Below are 16,903 nucleotides of genomic sequence, written 5' to 3'. Positions count from 1 at the left end.
AGGAGTGTTGTTGTGGGGTGGCTTTGTTGGGGTGTTGGGGTTATTGTTTTGGAGCGGTTGTGGGCGGCGCCCGCGGCCACCCGCCGCGTGGCGCCGCGGCGGCGCGGCCGGCCGCGCAAGATCCGGGAAACGCCCCAGACGCAGTAAGAGCGCGGCGCGCTGAATCAAAAACGGCGGCCCGATTTCAGGGACGCCGTTTTTTTGCCGTTCTTCGATGTGGCACCAATTAACAAGCGCAGCGATGCACCATTTCGATAATAGGTGACAGACCATCGAATTTAATTTGCCATCGTTTTGATTCGTCGCGTATATTTCGATTTCCGGCGTTTATTGCGATGCAGCGCGAGCGCTGCGCGACGGGCTCCGCGTCTTGCGGCGCAGCCGAAAGCGCCCGGGCGAGAGAGAACAAATCGGTTCAACGGCCGAGTCGGCCCCCACAGTAGAGACGGTGTCCCATGAACGATCATCAGCAGCCGGCAGCCGGTTCGCTTCCCGCCGCGCAGGGCATGTACGACCCCGCGAACGAACACGACGCGTGCGGCGTCGGCTTCGTCGCCCATATCAAGGGCAAGAAGAGCCACGAGATCATTCAGCAGGGTCTCAAGATTCTTGAGAATCTGGATCACCGTGGCGCGGTCGGCGCGGATCCGCTGATGGGCGACGGCGCGGGCATCCTCATTCAGGTGCCGGACGGTTTCTATCGCGAGGAAATGGCCAAGCAGGGCGTGACGCTGCCGCCCGCTGGCGAATACGGCGTCGGCATGATCTTCCTGCCGAAGGAACACGCGTCGCGTCTCGCGTGCGAGCAGGAACTGGAACGCACCGTGAAGGCCGAGGGACAAGTCGTGCTCGGCTGGCGCGACGTGCCGGTTGACGCCAACATGCCCATTTCGCCCGCCGTGAAGGCGAGCGAGCCGCTGATCCGCCAGATTTTCATCGGGCGCGGCAAGGATATCGTCGTGACGGATGCGCTGGAGCGCAAGCTGTACATCATCCGCAAGACGGCGAGCCATCGCATTCAGGCACTCAAGCTCAAGCACGGCAAGGAATACTTCGTGCCGTCCATGTCGTCGCGCACGGTCGTCTACAAGGGGCTGCTGCTGGCCGGTCAGGTCGGCGTGTACTACCGCGACCTGCAGGACGAGCGCGTCGTGTCCGCGCTCGCGCTCGTGCACCAGCGTTTCTCGACCAACACGTTCCCCGCATGGGAACTGGCGCACCCGTACCGCATGATCGCGCACAACGGTGAAATCAACACCGTGAAGGGCAACGTCAACTGGCTGAATGCGCGCACCGGCGCGATCGCCTCGTACGTGCTTGGCGACGACCTGCCGAAGCTCTGGCCGCTCATCTATCCGGGCCAGTCGGACACCGCTTCGTTCGACAACTGTCTCGAACTGCTGGTGATGGCCGGCTACCCGCTCGTCCACGCGATGATGATGATGATTCCCGAAGCATGGGAACAGCACACGCTGATGGACGACAACCGCCGCGCGTTCTACGAATACCACGCCGCGATGATGGAGCCGTGGGACGGCCCCGCCGCGATCGCGTTCACGGACGGCCGCCAGATCGGCGCGACGCTCGACCGTAACGGCCTGCGCCCGGCGCGCTACATCGTGACGGACGACGACCTCGTGATCCTCGCGTCGGAATCCGGCGTGCTGCCCATTCCGGAATCGAAGATCGTCAAGAAGTGGCGTCTTCAGCCGGGCAAGATGTTCCTGATCGACATGGAGCAGGGCCGCATCATCGAAGACAAGGAGCTCAAGGACAACCTCGCGAACGCGAAGCCGTACAAGAGTTGGATCGACGCCGTGCGCATCAAGCTCGACGAAATCGAGCCGAAGGCCGAAGACGTCGAAGCGCAGCGCCGCGAGGCCGCCGCGCTGCTCGACCGCCAGCAGGCGTTCGGCTACACACAGGAAGACCTCAAGTTCCTGATGGCGCCGATGGCGCAGTCGGGCGAGGAAGCCGTCGGCTCCATGGGCAACGACTCGCCGCTCGCGGTCATGTCCAGCAAGAACAAGACGCTCTATCACTACTTCAAGCAGCTGTTCGCGCAAGTGACGAACCCGCCGATCGACCCGATCCGCGAAAACATGGTGATGTCGCTCGTCTCGTTCATCGGGCCAAAGCCGAACCTGCTCGACACCATCAACATCAATCCGACGATGCGCCTGGAAGTGTCGCAGCCTGTGCTCGACTTCAAGGACATTGCGAAGATTCGCGCCATCGACACGTACACCGGCGGCAAATTCCGCTCGTACGAACTGAGCATCTGCTATCCGGCCGCGTGGGGCAAGGAAGGCGTGGAGGCGCGCATTGCGTCGCTCTGCGCGGAAGCCGTCGATGCCGTGAAGTCCGGCTACAACATCCTGATTGTCTCGGACCGCAAGATGGACCGCGACAACGTCGCGATTCCCGCGCTGCTCGCCACGTCCGCCATTCACACGCATCTCGTGCAGCACGGCCTGCGCACGAGCACGGGCCTCGTCGTGGAAACGGGTTCGGCGCGCGAAACGCATCACTTCGCGCTGCTCGCGGGCTACGGCGCGGAAGCCGTGCATCCGTATCTCGCGCTCGAAACGCTCGCCAACATGGCCGAAGGGCTGAAGGGCGATCTGTCGGCGGACAGGGCCATCTACAACTTCACGAAGGCAGTCGGCAAGGGTCTGCACAAGGTCATGTCGAAGATGGGCATTTCCACGTACATGTCCTATACCGGCGCGCAGATTTTCGAGGCGGTCGGGCTGTCGTCGGATCTCGTGGAAAAGTATTTCAAGGGCACGGCGTCGAAGGTCGGCGGCATCGGCATCTTCGAAGTGGCCGAAGAAGCCATTCGCCTGCATCGCGATGCGTTCGGCGACAACCCCGTGCTCGCGACCATGCTCGATGCGGGCGGCGAGTACGCTTACCGCGTGCGCGGCGAAGAGCACATGTGGACGCCGGATGCCATCGCCAAGCTGCAACACTCGGCGCGCAGCAATTCGTATCAGACGTACAAGGAATACGCGCACCTCATCAACGACCAGACCAGGCGCCACATGACGTTCCGCGGCCTGTTCGAGTTCAGGCTCGACCCGGCGAGGGCCATTCCGCTCGACGAAGTGGAACCGGCGAAGGACATCGTCAAGCGCTTCGCGACGGGCGCGATGTCGCTCGGTTCGATCAGCACGGAAGCGCACGCGACGCTCGCGGTCGCGATGAACCGCATCGGCGGCAAGTCGAACACGGGCGAAGGCGGCGAAGACGAAACGCGCTATCGCAACGAACTGCGCGGCATTCCGATCAAGACCGGCGACTCGCTGCAATCAATCATCGGCAAGGAAGTCGTCACCGACATTCCGCTGAAGGACGGTGATTCGCTGCGCTCGAAGATCAAGCAGGTCGCGTCGGGCCGTTTCGGCGTGACGGCGGAATATCTGTCGTCGGCGGATCAGATCCAGATCAAGATGGCGCAAGGCGCGAAGCCCGGCGAAGGCGGCCAGTTGCCTGGCCACAAGGTGTCGGACTACATCGGCAAGCTGCGTTACTCGGTGCCGGGCGTGGGCCTCATCTCGCCGCCGCCGCACCATGACATTTATTCGATCGAAGACCTGGCGCAGCTCATTCACGATCTGAAGAACGTGAACTCGTCGTCGAGCATTTCCGTGAAGCTCGTGTCCGAAGTGGGCGTCGGCACCGTGGCGGCGGGCGTCGCGAAGGCGAAGGCGGATCACGTCGTGATCGCGGGCCATGACGGCGGCACGGGCGCGTCGCCGCTGTCGTCGCTGAAGCACGCGGGCACGCCGTGGGAATTGGGCCTCGCCGAAACGCAGCAGACGCTCGTGCTCAACCGCTTGCGCGGTCGCATCCGCGTCCAGGCCGACGGTCAGATGAAGACCGGCCGCGATGTCGTGATCGGCGCGCTGCTCGGCGCGGACGAGTTCGGCTTTGCGACGGCGCCGCTCGTCGTCGAAGGCTGCATCATGATGCGCAAGTGTCACCTGAATACGTGCCCGGTCGGCGTCGCGACGCAGGATCCGGTGCTGCGCGCCAAGTTCACGGGCCAGCCGGAACACGTCGTCAACTTCTTCTTCTTCGTGGCGGAAGAAGTGCGCGAAATCATGGCGCAGCTCGGCCTGCGCAAATTCGACGACCTGATCGGCCGCGTCGATCTGCTCGACACGCGCAAGGGCGTCGAGCACTGGAAGGCGAAGGGTCTCGACTTCTCGCGCATCTTCTATCAGGTGCCGGTGAGCGAAGACGTGGCGCGCAAGCATGTGGACGTGCAGGACCACGGTCTCGACAAGGCGCTGGATCACGTGCTGATCGAGAAGTCGAAGGCGGCGATCGAGAAGGGCGAGCACGTTTCGTTCATTCAGCCGGTGCGCAACGTGAACCGGACGGTCGGCGCCATGCTGTCCGGTCTGATCGCGAAGAAGTACGGTCACGATGGTCTGCCTGACGACACCATCCACATTCAGTTGAAGGGCACGGCGGGCCAGAGCTTCGGCGCGTTCCTCGCGAAGGGCGTGACGCTCGATCTCGTCGGCGATGGCAACGACTACGTCGGCAAGGGCCTGTCGGGCGGGCGCATCATCATTCGCCCGACCAACGATTTCCGCGGCAAGTCCGAGGAAAACATCATCTGCGGCAACACGGTGATGTACGGCGCGATCGAAGGCGAATCGTACTTCCGCGGCGTCGCGGGCGAGCGGTTCTGCGTGCGCAACTCGGGCGCGACGGCGGTTGTGGAAGGCACGGGCGACCACGGCTGCGAATACATGACGGGCGGCACGGTGGTCGTGCTCGGCGAAACGGGCCGTAACTTCGCGGCGGGCATGTCGGGCGGCATCGCGTTCGTGTACGACCCGGACGGCACGTTCGCCGCCAAGTGCAACAAGTCGATGGTCGCGCTCGATCCGGTGCTGCAACAAGCCGAACAGGAACGCACGGTGGATCGCGCGCTGTGGCACGCGGGCCAGACCGACGAAGCGTTGCTCAAGGGCCTCGTCGAACGCCACTTCCAGTTCACCGGCTCGCCGCGTGCAAAGGCGCTGCTCGAAAACTGGGATGCGTCGCGCCGTCAGTTCGTGAAGGTGTTCCCGACCGAATACAAGCGTGCGCTCGGCGAAATCGGCGCGAGAAAGGCGAAGGAAGCACTGGCGGCTTAAGCCCGAAACACGACAAGTCAGGGCTCTCCGATGAAAAGGCATCGGAGAGCGCGATCCTCACTCAATACAGAGAAAGATATGGGCAAGGCAACCGGTTTTCTCGAATTCGAACGCCGCCACGAGGCGTACGAAGCACCGCTGACCCGCGTCAAGCATTACAAGGAATTCGTCGCCGCGCTGACGGACGACGACGCCAAGGTTCAGGGCGCGCGCTGCATGGATTGCGGCATTCCGTTTTGCAACAACGGCTGTCCGGTCAACAACATCATTCCGGACTTCAACGATCTCGTGTTCCGCCAGGACTGGAAGAGCGCGATCGAAGTGCTGCATTCGACCAACAACTTCCCGGAGTTCACGGGCCGCATCTGCCCGGCGCCGTGCGAAGCGGCGTGCACGCTCGGCATCAACGAAGACCCGGTGGGCATCAAGTCGATCGAGCGCAAGATCATCGACAAGGCGTGGGAAGAAGGCTGGGTCGCGCCGCAGCCGCCGAAGCACAAGACGGGCAAGAAGGTCGCCGTCGTGGGTTCGGGTCCGGCGGGGCTCGCGGTCGCGCAGCAACTGGCGCGCGCCGGGCACGATGTGGTCGTGTTCGAAAAGAACGATCGCATCGGTGGATTGCTGCGCTATGGCATCCCTGACTTCAAGCTGGAGAAGTGGCTGATCGACCGCCGCATGCGCCAGATGGAAGCCGAGGGCGTGGCATTCCGCACGAACGTGTTCATCGGCCGCGATGCGATTCCGTCGCACATCGGCAATACGGCGAAGGAAAGCATCACGCCGGAAGAACTGAAAGAGCAGTTCGACGCGGTGGTGGTGGCGGGCGGCTCGGAAACGCCGCGCGACTTGCCGGTGCCCGGGCGCGAGCTCGAAGGCATCCACTTCGCGATGGAATTCCTGCCGCAGCAGAACAAGGTCAACGCGGGCGACAAAGTCGCGGATCAACTGGTCGCGAAGGGCAAGCATGTCGTCGTGATCGGCGGCGGCGATACGGGCTCGGACTGCGTGGGCACGTCGAACCGTCACGGCGCAAAGGGCGTGGTGCAGTTCGAACTGCTCGCACAGCCGCCGGAGGAAGAAAACAAGCCGCTCGTGTGGCCGTACTGGCCGATCAAGCTGCGCACGTCGTCTTCGCATGAGGAAGGCTGCGAGCGCGACTGGTCGGTGGCCACGAAGCGTTTCGAAGGCAAGAACGGCAAGGTGGAGAAGCTGATCGCGGCGCGCGTCGAATGGAAGAACGGCAAGATGCAGGAAGTGCCGAACTCCGAATTCGAGATGAAGGCGGATCTGGTGCTGCTCGCGATGGGTTTCACGCAGCCGCTTTCGCCGGTGCTCGAAGCGTTCGGCGTGGACAAGGACGCGCGTGGCAACGTGCGCGCAACGACCGAAGGCGAGAAGGCGTACTACACGTCGGTGGACAAGGTGTTCACGGCGGGCGATATGCGGCGCGGGCAGTCGCTCGTGGTCTGGGCGATTCGCGAAGGGCGTCAGTGCGCGCGGTCGGTGGATGCGTATTTGATGGGGAGCAGTGAGTTGCCGCGGTAATCGTTCGACGCGCAGCGAAAGCAAAAAGGCCACGCATTGCGTGGCCTTTTTGCTTATACGTGGACGGATCAAGCCTCCGCCATCGCCCGCTCGATCTCGATCTTGTAGTCATGGAACATCGCGACCGACTCCCGGTGCGCGACGCTTAAGATCGCTGCTTTCGGCAGCCGCTCGACCAGCGTGTTGTAGATGTGCAGCTCGTTCTCGGCATCGAGCGCGCTCGTCGCTTCGTCGAGGAACACGAAGTCCGGCTTGTGCAGCAGCACGCGCGCGGCAGCCAGCCGCTGCTGCTCGCCGGGCGACAAGCTGCGCGCCCAGTGCGCGCTTTCGTCGAGCCGGTCGCCGTACGCTTCGAGATTGCACGCGCGCAAGGCTTCGCGCGATTCTTCGTCGGAAAACGTCGTGGCCGGCGACGGATACGACAGCGCCGCGCGCAACGTGCCGATCGGCAGATAACTCTGCTGCGGCACGAACATGAGCTTCGCATCGACGGGCGCGTCGATGGTGCCGTCGCCGAATGGCCACAGGCCCGCGAGCGCTCGCATCAGCGTGCTCTTGCCCGAGCCCGACGGCCCGACGACGAGCCAGCGCGAACCCGGCTCAACCGACACGTCCGCCACGCGCGAAAGCGGCGTGCCGTTCGGAAGCGCGAGCGTGAGGCCGGTCGTTGTCAGCGACGGCGTGCTCGTGTAATGCAGATTAATACCGCCGCGTTCCGTCGCAGGCGACGTTTCCTCGCGGATATGCGTCGAGCGCATCACGCGCTTGAATTCGCGCAGACGGTTCACGGTGGCGCGCCATTCGACCAGCGTCGAATAACTGTTGATGAACCACGAAAATGAATCGCTGACCGTGCCGAACGCCGACGAAATCTGCATCAGCACGCCGAACGAAAACGCGCCCGCGAAGTAGCGGGGCGCGGCGACCATGATCGGAAAGATAATCGCAATTTGTCCGTAAAAGGACAGCACGAAGGTCATGCGCTTCGTGTACTTCATGATGAGCCACCAGTTGTCGCGAATGCGCTGGAAGATGCCCTTCGCGTTGGCGGTTTCGGTGGCGATGCCGTCGTAGAACGCGATCTGCTCGGCGTTTTCGCGCACGCGGATCAGGCCGAAGCGAAAGTCCGCCTCCACTTTCTGCTGCTGATAGTTGATCGACACGAGCGGATGCCCGACCTTCTGGATGATGAGCGAGCCGAGTATCGCGTAGAGCGCGGCGGCCCACACCATGTAGCCCGGAACGACGAGCGGCTTGCCGAAGAGCGTCAGCGTGAGAGCGCCCGCGAGCGTCCACAAGATGGTGATGAAGGTGACGAGCGTGACGAGCGTCGAAAGCAGGTCGAGGGACAGCGTAAGCGTGGTGGTCGCGAAGGATTGCAGGTCGTCGCTGATACGCTGGTCGGGGTTGTCGGCGAGGCGGTCGCGCTCGATGCGGTAGAACGCCTTGTCGCCGAACCATTGCTCGAGATATCGGTTCGTGAGCCATTGCCGCCAGCGGAACGCGAGCATCTGCCGGAGATAGCGCCCGTAGACGGCAAGCAGAATGTACGCAAACGCGAGACCCGTGAAGATCAGCAGCAAGTGCGGAAAGTCGCGCACGTTCTTGTTTTGCAGCGCGTTATAGAAGTCTGCGTTCCAGCTGTTGAGCCGCACGTTGATCCAGACGACGGTCATGTTGATCGCGATGATCGCGACCAGCAGGCCCCACGCGATGCCGCGCTCCTCCGAGACCCAGTAAGGTTTGATGAGGCTCCACGCCGATACGTCATCCGCCTTCTGCTGCGTGCTTTCGAGATTCGAGTTGACCATGACCTTGTGTTCGGGTGCGCCGGATCGCCGGCGGGTTGAGACGGTGTCGCTTGCCGTGCGGCGCGCGGCATCGACGTGCGCGCAGCCAGTTCCGGGTTCGCAGATTGTTGTGATGCTGCCTTAACTGTCGCTTAATTCGGCCCGATCGTCCGATGAACGGTGTTCGGGGCATTGTGCCAGAGTGCCGCCGGCCGCGACCGAAGCCGCACGACGCGGCACGACGGGAGCGGTACGGCCGCAGCGGGCAATCCCGGTTTGCAGCGGCTTTGCCTTTTATGCTCTAATGATCTGCGACGAAACAGGGGTGCTTCGCGGGCCACGCCACTGGAAACGGTGGCCGGCGCGACGAGGCTGAGAGAGACCCTTTGCACCCGATCCGGGTAATACCGGCGAGGGAAGTTTCCGGAGAACGCGCGTTCACCGCGCCATTCCTCCAGTCTCTTCCAGTCTTCCTTTTCCGCTCGGCGCGTCTGACGGCCGCCGTGCAGGTCTCTCCTCCGCTGATTCGTCACGTTAGTCAATCGGTATGCCGCTTCCTGCGGCGACGCTCGCTTGCGTCGAGGCGACGCACGGGACCGGATGAGGAGACATCGGATTGTGAACAGCTTGGAACAGGGCGACGCGCGCCGGCCGGATTTCGCGGTGATCGGCGGCGGGCTCGTCGGGCGGCTCGTCGCCTGGCAGCTTGCGGGCGCGGGGCACGGCGTCGCGCTCTACGAGCGTGGCGACGAAGCCGGCTCGCAGTCGGCCGCGTGGGTCGCCGCGGCCATGCTCGCGCCGCTCGCGGAAGCCACGAGCGCGGAGCCGCTCGTCGTCGGGCTCGGCGCGGCGTCGCTCGCGCGCTGGCCGGATGTGCTCGCGGCATTGCCCGAGCCGGTTTTCTTCCAGCGCAATGGGACGCTCGTCGTGTGGCACGGCGCGGATCGCGCGGAAGCGCCGCTTTTCGAGCGCCGGCTGCGCGCGAACGCCCCGGCATCGCTACTCGACGGCGGTTTCGTCAAGCTCACCGGCGCGCAGGTCGCCGAGGCGGAACCGGCCCTCGGCTCGCGCTTCGCGCAGGGCTGGCTGCTGCCGCACGAAGGCCAGCTCGACAACCGGCAGGCGCTCAAGGCGCTCGCGGCGGGGCTGGCGGCGCGCGGCGTGCGCACGCACTGGAACACGCCGGTCGATTCCATGCCCGATGCGCGCTGGATCATCGATTGCCGCGGTCTCGGCGCGAAGCCCGCGTGGCCCGCGCTGCGCGGCATTCGCGGCGAAGTGGCGCGGGTGCATGCGCCGGGCATCGGGCTCACGCGGCCGGTGCGCTTGCTGCATCCGCGCTATCCGCTTTACATTGCGCCCAAGCAGAACGACGTCTACGTGATCGGCGCGACCGAAGTCGAGGGCGAGGACATGTCGCCCGTCAGCGTGCGCTCGGCGCTCGAACTGCTGAGCGCGGCGTTCGCCGTGCATCCGGGATTCGGCGAAGCGCGCATTCTCGAACTCAACTCGCAATGCCGGCCGACGCTGCCGGATCATCGTCCGGCCATTGTCTGGGACGGCGCGCAGACGGTCCGCGTGAACGGGCTGTATCGGCACGGCTTCATGATCGCGCCGGAAGTGGCCGACGCCGCCTGCGCGCTCGCCGATGCGCTCATCGCAGGAACGGTGCGCGACGCCGCTTCGTTCGCGCAGTTCCGCGGTGATGCCAGATGGCCCGAGTTGCTGCATGGCGCATTCGCGGCCGTGCCCGCTTGACAGGATTCAGAGACAGAACCATGAACATCCACATCAATCAGCGCGAGTTCACCTTGCCCGACGCCGCGACCGTCACCGATGCGCTCGCCGCGTTCGGCGCGAGGCCGCCGTTCGCGGTGGCGCTTAACGGCCAGTTCGTCGCGCGCGGCGAGCACGGCACGAAGACGCTCGCGCCGGGCGACAAGCTCGACGTCGTTTCGCCCGTCGCGGGCGGCTGAACACACGAAGGATTCCATCATGACCACACAGACCGCCGACGTCCTCACGCTCTACGGCCAGTCGTTCCCGAGCCGCGTGCTGCTCGGCACGTCGCGCTATCCGTCGCTGCAATCGCTATCCGATTCCATCGATGCTGCGCGCCCCGGCATGGTGACGGTCGCGCTGCGCCGCCAGTCGGAAACGGGCGAAGCCGGCTTTTTTGACGTGCTCAAGCGTCATGGCGTCGCGCTGTTGCCGAACACGGCGGGCTGCCAGAGCGTGGACGAAGTGCTGACGACGGCGTACATGGCGCGGGAAGTGTTCGACACGCCGTGGATCAAGCTGGAACTGATCGGCGATGACTACACGCTTCAGCCCGATCCCATCGGACTGGTGGAAGCGGCGGCGAAGCTCGTGCGCGACGGCTTCAAGGTGCTGCCGTACTGCACGGAAGATCTCGTGATCGGCCGGCGCCTGATCGATGCCGGCTGCGAAGCGCTGATGCCGTGGGGCGCGCCCATCGGCACGGGCAAGGGCGTCACCAATCCCTACGGCCTGCGCACCTTGCGTGAGCGGCTGCCGGACGTGCCGCTGATCGTCGATGCGGGCCTCGGCGTGCCGTCGCACGCGTGTCAGGTCATGGAGTGGGGCTTCGACGGCGTGCTGCTCAACACGGCGGTGTCGCAGGCCACTTTTCCGCCGCAGATGGCGCGTGCGTTCGCGCTGGGCGTCGAAGCGGGCCGCAGCGCGTTTCTCGCCGGTCCGATGGCCGAGCGCGACAGCGCGCAGGCGAGCACGCCGGTCGTCGGCATGCCGTTCTGGCATCAGGACGGAGGTGCGGCATGAGCCTGCTCGGTCGCGAAGTGTTCTGGCCGCCGGCGGACGAACTCGTGGAAGTCGCGGAGCGCATCCGTGCGCGTCTCGGCGACTGGCCCGCCGCGTCGACGCGCTGGCGCATCTGCCTGACCGCGCCCGAATCGGCCGGCGCGCAGGATTTGATCGTGCACACGGAGCCGCGTCAATCCGATCCCGGCGCGCTTGCCAGCGACGCAGCCGTGCTCGAAGCGCACGGCTCGCGCGTCACGCTGACGCGCAAGGGCGAGCGTTTCGTACTCGACGGCGAGCGGTCCGACGACTGGCTCGCCGCGCTCGCCGCGTTTCTCGACTGCAACTTCGAGCCGCACGATGCGCTCGTTCTGGCGCTGGCCTGGCGCACCGGCGACGAGTCGAAAGACGACGCCTGGCCTGTCGATTTCGCGACGTTCCCGCGCGTCGGCGACCTGCCGCCCGCGCCGGAGCCCGCTTTCCCGGAGTGTCCCGGCACGCTCGGGCTTTATCCTGTGCTGCCGAGTGGCGAATGGGTCGAGCGGGTGCTCGAACTGAGCGTCGCCACGGCGCAACTGCGCCGCAAAAGCGCCGACGCCGACGATCTCCAGCGCGAAATCGAGCGGTCGGTGGCGGCCGGGCGTCGGCATCAGGCGCGGCTTTTCATCAACGATCACTGGCGCGAGGCGATAGCGGCGGGCGCATACGGCGTGCATCTCGGGCAAGAAGACGTCGAGACCGCCGACCTGAGCGCGATTGCGCGCGCCGGCCTGCGCCTCGGTCTCTCGACGCACGGCTATTACGAGATGCTGCGCGCGCTGCATTTCCGGCCCAGCTATCTCGCGCTCGGCGCCGTCTTCCCGACGACGACGAAGGTCATGCCGACCAAGCCGCAGGGTCTCGCCCGTCTGCGCCGCTACGTGCAGCTTTTGCGCGGCCGCGTGCCGCTCGTCGCGATCGGCGGAATCGACGGCAAAGTGATCGGCGACGTGCTCGCGACGGGCGTGGGCAGCGCGGCAGTCGTGCGTGCCGTGACCGAAGCGCCGGATACCGCTCAGGCGGTCGCGTCGCTGCAACAGAACTTTGCAGGTCAATGCTGACAGTTCCTAAAAAATAAGGCACCGCGCACTAGGCAAAGCACCGATTGCACGCAGGCCCTATAATGCGGCGTTTTGCGTCAACGGAATTTCTTACCCAGTGCCAGCCTCTTCTGAGACTCTGCTCGAGCTACGCGACGTCGACTTCGGTTACGGCGACCGGCTCGTCCTGTCGAACCTGAACATGCGCTTCACGCGCGGTCAGGTCGTCGCGGTCATGGGCGGCTCGGGCTGCGGCAAGACCACGACGCTTCGGCTGATCGGCGGTCTCGTCAAGGCGAGCCGCGGCCAGGTGCTGTACGGCGGGCAGGACGTCGGCGCGCAGACGCGCGACGGGCTGTACGCGCTGCGCCGGAAGATGGGCATGCTGTTTCAGTTCGGCGCGCTCTTCACGGATCAAACGGTCTTCGAGAACGTCGCGTTTCCGCTGCGCGAGCACACGGATCTGCCCGAAGCGCTTATCCGCGATCTTGTTCTGATGAAGCTCAACGCCGTCGGTCTGCGCGGCGCGCGCGATCTCGCGCCGTCGGAGATTTCGGGCGGCATGGCGCGTCGCGTGGCGCTGGCGCGCGCCATCGCGCTCGATCCCGAACTCATGATGTACGACGAGCCGTTCGCCGGCCTCGATCCTATTTCGCTCGGCATCACCGCGAAGCTGATTCGCACGCTGAACGACGCGCTCGGCGCCACGTCCATTCTCGTCTCGCACGACGTGCCGGAGTCGTTCGCCATTGCCGACTACGTGTACTTCGTGGCCAACGGCGGCATTCACGCGGAAGGAACTCCCGCGCAACTGCGCGCGTCGCAGGACCCGACCGTGCGCCAGTTCATCGACGGCACGCCCGACGGCCCCTTCAAGTTCCACTACGCGAGCCAGAACCTCGCGGCGGATTTCGGCATCGGAGGCAAGGCATGATCAGCGCACTCGGACGCTGGGTGCTCGACGGCTTCGGCACCGCCGGTTACGCGACGCGCATGCTGGTGCGCCTCGTGCTCGAATTCTTCCCGCTGCTGCGCCGTCCGCGCCTTGTCACGAAACAAATCCACTTCGTCGGCAATTATTCGCTCGTGATCATCGCGGTGTCGGGCCTGTTCGTCGGCTTCGTGCTCGGCTTGCAGGGTTACTACACGCTCAACCGCTATGGCTCGGAGCAGGCGCTCGGGCTGCTCGTCGCGCTGTCGCTCGTGCGCGAGCTCGGGCCCGTGGTCACGGCGCTGCTCTTCGCCGGGCGCGCGGGCACGTCGCTGACGGCGGAAATCGGCCTCATGAAGGCGGGCGAGCAACTCACGGCAATGGAAATGATGGCCGTCGATCCCATCAAGGTGGTCGTCGCGCCGCGCATGTGGGCGGGCATCATCTCCATGCCGGTGCTCGCGGCCATCTTCAGCGCGGTCGGCGTGATCGGCGGCTATGTGGTCGGCGTGCTGCTGATCGGCGTGGATTCGGGCGCGTTCTGGTCGCAGATGCAGGGCGGCGTGGATGTCTGGCGCGATGTCGGCAACGGGGTCGTGAAAAGCGTCGTGTTCGGTTTCGCGGTGACGTTCATCGCGTTGTTTCAGGGCTACGAAGCCCGGCCGACGCCGGAAGGCGTGTCGCGCGCGACGACGAAAACGGTCGTGTACGCGTCGCTCGCCGTGCTCGGCCTCGACTTCCTGCTGACCGCGTTGATGTTCAGCTAATGGACCACTCGCGGACGCCCGCGAGGGCGTGGGCGTTGTGAAGGGCACAGACCATCACGCGCATTCCGCGACAAGATTCTCTTTGGAAAGACGATGAAAAAGACTGCTCTCGACTTTTGGGTCGGCCTCTTCGTGGTGCTCGGTTTCGTGGCGCTGCTGTTTCTCGCGCTGAAGGCCGGCAACATGAGTTCCCTGTCGTTCCAGCAAACCTACGCCGTTCGGCTCAAGTTCGACAACATCGGCGGCCTCAAGCCGCGCGCGCCCGTGAAAAGCGCGGGCGTGACGGTCGGGCGCGTCGGCTCCATCGGCTTCGACCCGAACGCGTATCAGGCGGTCGTGACCATCGACATTGAAAAGCAGTATCAGTTTCCGAAGGATTCGTCCGCGAAGATCCTGACCTCGGGTCTGCTCGGCGAGCAGTACATCGGCCTCGAGCCGGGCGGCGACGATCAGATGCTCAAGAACGGCGACACCATCACGATGACGCAATCAGCTGTCGTGCTCGAGAACCTGATCGGACAGTTCCTCTACAACAAGGCGGCGGATTCCGGCGCGTCGAAGGCAGGCACGCCGGCCGCGCCGGCCGCTGCTGCGCCGGCGTTCCCTGGCGCGGCCAGCGCCATGGGCGCTGCCGCGGCACCGGTGGCCTCCGGCGCGTCGGCTGCGAGCGCGGCATCGGGCTCGGCTCAATAAGGAGAAGCTATGTACGCGATGGGGCTGCGGCGCGTGCTTGTCTCGGCGGCGGCGGTGACGCTCGCCGGTTGCGCGACGGTGACGACGCCCACAAAGGGCGATCCGTTCGAGAGTTACAACCGGACGATGTTCACCATCAACGACAAGGTGGATCAGTTCGCGCTGAAGCCGGTCGCGAAGGCGTACGTGTGGAGCGTGCCGGAGCCGGTGCGCAACAGCGTCACGAACTTCTTCTCGAATATCGGCGATGTGTACATCGCGGCGAACAATCTGCTGCAGTTGAAGATCGCGGATGGCGTCTCCGACATCATGCGGGTCGCGATCAACACGGTGTTCGGCGTCGGCGGCCTCTTCGACGTGGCGACCGTCGCCAAGCTGCCGAAGCATTCCGGCGACTTCGGCCTGACGCTCGGTCATTACGGCGTTCCCGCCGGTCCGTATCTCGTGCTGCCGCTGCTCGGGCCGAGCACGGTGCGCGACACAAGCGGGCTGGTGGTCGACTATTTCGGCAGTCCGCTGACGTACGTGAGCCCGGATTCCGTAAGCTGGGCGCTGTATGGCGTGAACCTCATCAACACGCGGGCGAACTTGCTGGGCGCGACGGACGTGCTCGCCGATGCGGCCCTGGACAAATACTCGTTCGTGCGTAATGCGTATCTGCAGCGTCGTCAGTATCTGATCGGCGGCGACAACGACGGCGATACCGGCAGCATGCCGAACTACGACGAAGCGCCGCTGCCGACATACGCCGAACCGGGCGGCGCGAGCGGTGCGGTCGGCGCATCGGCAACGGCGGTGCCGCCCGCGGCGGCGGAGGGCGCGTCGGGCGCGGCGCCTGCTTCGGGAACCGCAGCCACGCCGAACGCCGCGAGTTCGGGCGGCGCGACCGTGCCGGGCAATCAGTACGTGCCGCCGCGTGCGCCGCCCGGCTTCCCTTCGTTCCGCCTGCGTTGAGCGCATCCACGCTAACGCGCGGTAACATGATTGACAGCGTTTATTACAGATTGGCCGGTGCGCGGCCTGAACTTGGTTCAAGCGGCGCACTCCAATCCAAGCCACTTCTTTTGCAGGGTCTGCGATGAAAAAACTCTTCTTGCTTCCTTTCTTTGCCATGCTGATGGCGTTCTGCGGCGCGGCGTCGGCGCAATCCGTCGATACGAACTCGCCCGACGGAATGATCAAAACCGTCACGCAGCAAGTGCTCGATCAGATCAAGTCGGACCCGAAGCTCCAGTCGGGCGACGTGCAGCACATCACTGAACTCGTTAACCAGAAGATCCTCCCGTACACGGACTTCACGCGCACAACGCGTCTCGTCATGGGCCGCAACTGGAACTCGGCTACGCCCGAGCAGCAAAAGCAGATCGTCGAGCAATTCAAGATGCTGCTGATCCGCACGTACTCGGGCGCATTGAGCCAGGTCCGGAATCAGACGATCCAGTACAAGCCGTTCCGCGCATCGCCGGAAGATACGGATGTCGTCGTTCGCTCGGTGGTGATGAACAACGGCCAGCCGGTCGAGCTCGACTATCGCCTGTACAAGACGACGCAAGGCTGGCGCGTGTATGACATCAACGTGCTCGGCGCATGGTTGATCCAGGCGTATCAGCAGCAGTTCAGCGAGCAGATCTCGCAACACGGCGTGGATGGCCTGCTGCAGTTCCTCACGCAGCGCAACCAGCAACTCGCGAGCGGCAAGGCTTCGTCGTGAGCGCAGTCGGCACCGGCGGCCGTTTCCAGACGGCCGCATCCTTGACTCACGAAAGCGCGAAGGCCGCGCTCGAAGCCGGCCTTTCGCGCATCGCCGCCGGCGCGACGGAAGTCGATTGCGCGCCGCTTCGGCAGTTCGATTCGTCCGCGCTCGCCGTGCTGCTCGCATGGCAGCGCGCGGTCACCGCGCGCGGCGCCGCGCTCGGTATCGTCAACATTCCCTCCGGGCTTGCCAGTCTCGCGCAAGCCTATGGCGTCGACACGCTGCTCACCTTCCGACATTGATCCTCTCCTGACTCCTTTGCTCAGGCGCGGCGGCGTTCATCAGCATGAGCACCGCCGCAAACAGGATCGCTCCGACGTCGGCTCTACCGGCTTTGCCCTATAATCAAACGTTTTTTCGGGCCCGAACCCGGCCCCTTTTGAAGCGAGCCCGGGTCCGTTACGC

The 16,903-nt window shown here is 64.8% G+C and carries 13 protein-coding genes and 1 riboswitch; of the genes, 12 read left to right on the top strand and 1 reads right to left on the bottom strand.

Annotated elements, in window-relative coordinates; genetic code table 11:
• Positions 1-455: 455 nt before the first annotated feature.
• Positions 456-5,159, top strand: coding sequence for a glutamate synthase-related protein (locus tag NCR37_RS12095; RefSeq protein WP_250473209.1), 4,704 nt, complete (start codon positions 456-458; stop codon positions 5,157-5,159).
• 78 nt (positions 5,160-5,237) lie between these two features.
• On the top strand, positions 5,238-6,704 hold the full coding sequence (locus NCR37_RS12090) for a glutamate synthase subunit beta (RefSeq protein ID WP_250473208.1): 1,467 nt from the start codon (positions 5,238-5,240) through the stop codon (positions 6,702-6,704).
• A gap of 68 nt (positions 6,705-6,772) precedes the next feature.
• Here the strand turns inward: NCR37_RS12090 and NCR37_RS12085 are convergent, their stop codons facing one another.
• Positions 6,773-8,515 carry an ABC transporter ATP-binding protein/permease gene (locus NCR37_RS12085; RefSeq protein WP_250473207.1) on the bottom strand — a complete coding sequence of 581 codons (1,743 nt, stop codon included), beginning with the start codon at positions 8,513-8,515 and terminating at the stop codon, positions 6,773-6,775.
• 290 nt (positions 8,516-8,805) lie between these two features.
• Positions 8,806-8,930, top strand: a riboswitch (TPP riboswitch).
• A 191-nt stretch (positions 8,931-9,121) separates the two neighbouring features.
• Between NCR37_RS12085 and NCR37_RS12080 the strand changes: the two genes are divergently transcribed.
• The 10 genes from NCR37_RS12080 (at position 9,122) to NCR37_RS12035 (ending at position 16,740) form a co-directional block, all read left to right on the top strand.
• Positions 9,122-10,252 (top strand): FAD-dependent oxidoreductase, encoded by a 1,131-nt coding sequence (locus NCR37_RS12080; protein ID WP_502800515.1) that lies wholly within the window; start codon positions 9,122-9,124, stop codon positions 10,250-10,252.
• 20 nt (positions 10,253-10,272) lie between these two features.
• Entirely contained in the window at positions 10,273-10,470 is a 198-nt protein-coding gene (gene thiS / locus NCR37_RS12075; RefSeq protein WP_250473205.1) for a sulfur carrier protein ThiS, read from the top strand.
• Between the two features lie 19 nt (positions 10,471-10,489).
• On the top strand, positions 10,490-11,296 hold the full coding sequence (locus tag NCR37_RS12070) for a thiazole synthase (RefSeq protein WP_250473204.1): 807 nt from the start codon (positions 10,490-10,492) through the stop codon (positions 11,294-11,296).
• A complete protein-coding gene (gene thiE, locus NCR37_RS12065; protein ID WP_250473203.1) occupies positions 11,293-12,375 on the top strand; it encodes a thiamine phosphate synthase in 1,083 nt (360 codons plus the stop codon). The genes NCR37_RS12070 and thiE overlap by 4 nt, the downstream gene beginning before the upstream one ends.
• Positions 12,376-12,472: 97 nt before the next feature.
• The gene (locus tag NCR37_RS12060; RefSeq protein ID WP_248320607.1) at positions 12,473-13,288 is read left to right on the top strand and encodes an ABC transporter ATP-binding protein; all 816 of its coding nucleotides are present in this window, start codon (positions 12,473-12,475) and stop codon (positions 13,286-13,288) included.
• Positions 13,285-14,052 carry a lipid asymmetry maintenance ABC transporter permease subunit MlaE gene (mlaE, locus tag NCR37_RS12055; RefSeq protein ID WP_248320606.1) on the top strand — a complete coding sequence of 256 codons (768 nt, stop codon included), beginning with the start codon at positions 13,285-13,287 and terminating at the stop codon, positions 14,050-14,052. The genes NCR37_RS12060 and mlaE overlap by 4 nt, the downstream gene beginning before the upstream one ends.
• 93 nt (positions 14,053-14,145) lie before the next feature.
• Positions 14,146-14,745, top strand: coding sequence for an outer membrane lipid asymmetry maintenance protein MlaD (gene mlaD / locus NCR37_RS12050; protein ID WP_250473202.1), 600 nt, complete (start codon positions 14,146-14,148; stop codon positions 14,743-14,745).
• Between the two features lie 9 nt (positions 14,746-14,754).
• Entirely contained in the window at positions 14,755-15,699 is a 945-nt protein-coding gene (locus NCR37_RS12045; protein WP_250473201.1) for an MlaA family lipoprotein, read from the top strand.
• A 124-nt stretch (positions 15,700-15,823) separates the two neighbouring features.
• On the top strand, positions 15,824-16,456 hold the full coding sequence (locus tag NCR37_RS12040; RefSeq protein ID WP_250473199.1) for an MlaC/ttg2D family ABC transporter substrate-binding protein: 633 nt from the start codon (positions 15,824-15,826) through the stop codon (positions 16,454-16,456).
• On the top strand, positions 16,453-16,740 hold the full coding sequence (locus NCR37_RS12035; protein WP_250473198.1) for an STAS domain-containing protein: 288 nt from the start codon (positions 16,453-16,455) through the stop codon (positions 16,738-16,740). The genes NCR37_RS12040 and NCR37_RS12035 overlap by 4 nt, the downstream gene beginning before the upstream one ends.
• The last annotated feature ends 163 nt before the right edge of the window (positions 16,741-16,903 follow it).

Origin of the sequence: Caballeronia sp. GAFFF1, assembly GCF_023630705.1 — a bacterium.
Lineage (GTDB): Bacteria > Pseudomonadota > Gammaproteobacteria > Burkholderiales > Burkholderiaceae > Caballeronia.
Note: the sequence above shows the minus strand (reverse complement) of the source record. Positions and strands in the feature narration are given on the sequence as shown.

Coding starts and splice junctions, on each gene's coding strand:
- NCR37_RS12095 (WP_250473209.1), top strand. CDS start 456: ATGAACGATCATCAGCAGCCGGCAGCCGGTTCGCTTCCCGCCGCGCAG.
- NCR37_RS12090 (WP_250473208.1), top strand. CDS start 5,238: ATGGGCAAGGCAACCGGTTTTCTCGAATTCGAACGCCGCCACGAGGCG.
- NCR37_RS12085 (WP_250473207.1), bottom strand. CDS start 8,515: ATGGTCAACTCGAATCTCGAAAGCACGCAGCAGAAGGCGGATGACGTA.
- thiS (WP_250473205.1), top strand. CDS start 10,273: ATGAACATCCACATCAATCAGCGCGAGTTCACCTTGCCCGACGCCGCG.
- NCR37_RS12070 (WP_250473204.1), top strand. CDS start 10,490: ATGACCACACAGACCGCCGACGTCCTCACGCTCTACGGCCAGTCGTTC.
- thiE (WP_250473203.1), top strand. CDS start 11,293: ATGAGCCTGCTCGGTCGCGAAGTGTTCTGGCCGCCGGCGGACGAACTC.
- mlaE (WP_248320606.1), top strand. CDS start 13,285: ATGATCAGCGCACTCGGACGCTGGGTGCTCGACGGCTTCGGCACCGCC.
- mlaD (WP_250473202.1), top strand. CDS start 14,146: ATGAAAAAGACTGCTCTCGACTTTTGGGTCGGCCTCTTCGTGGTGCTC.
- NCR37_RS12045 (WP_250473201.1), top strand. CDS start 14,755: ATGTACGCGATGGGGCTGCGGCGCGTGCTTGTCTCGGCGGCGGCGGTG.
- NCR37_RS12040 (WP_250473199.1), top strand. CDS start 15,824: ATGAAAAAACTCTTCTTGCTTCCTTTCTTTGCCATGCTGATGGCGTTC.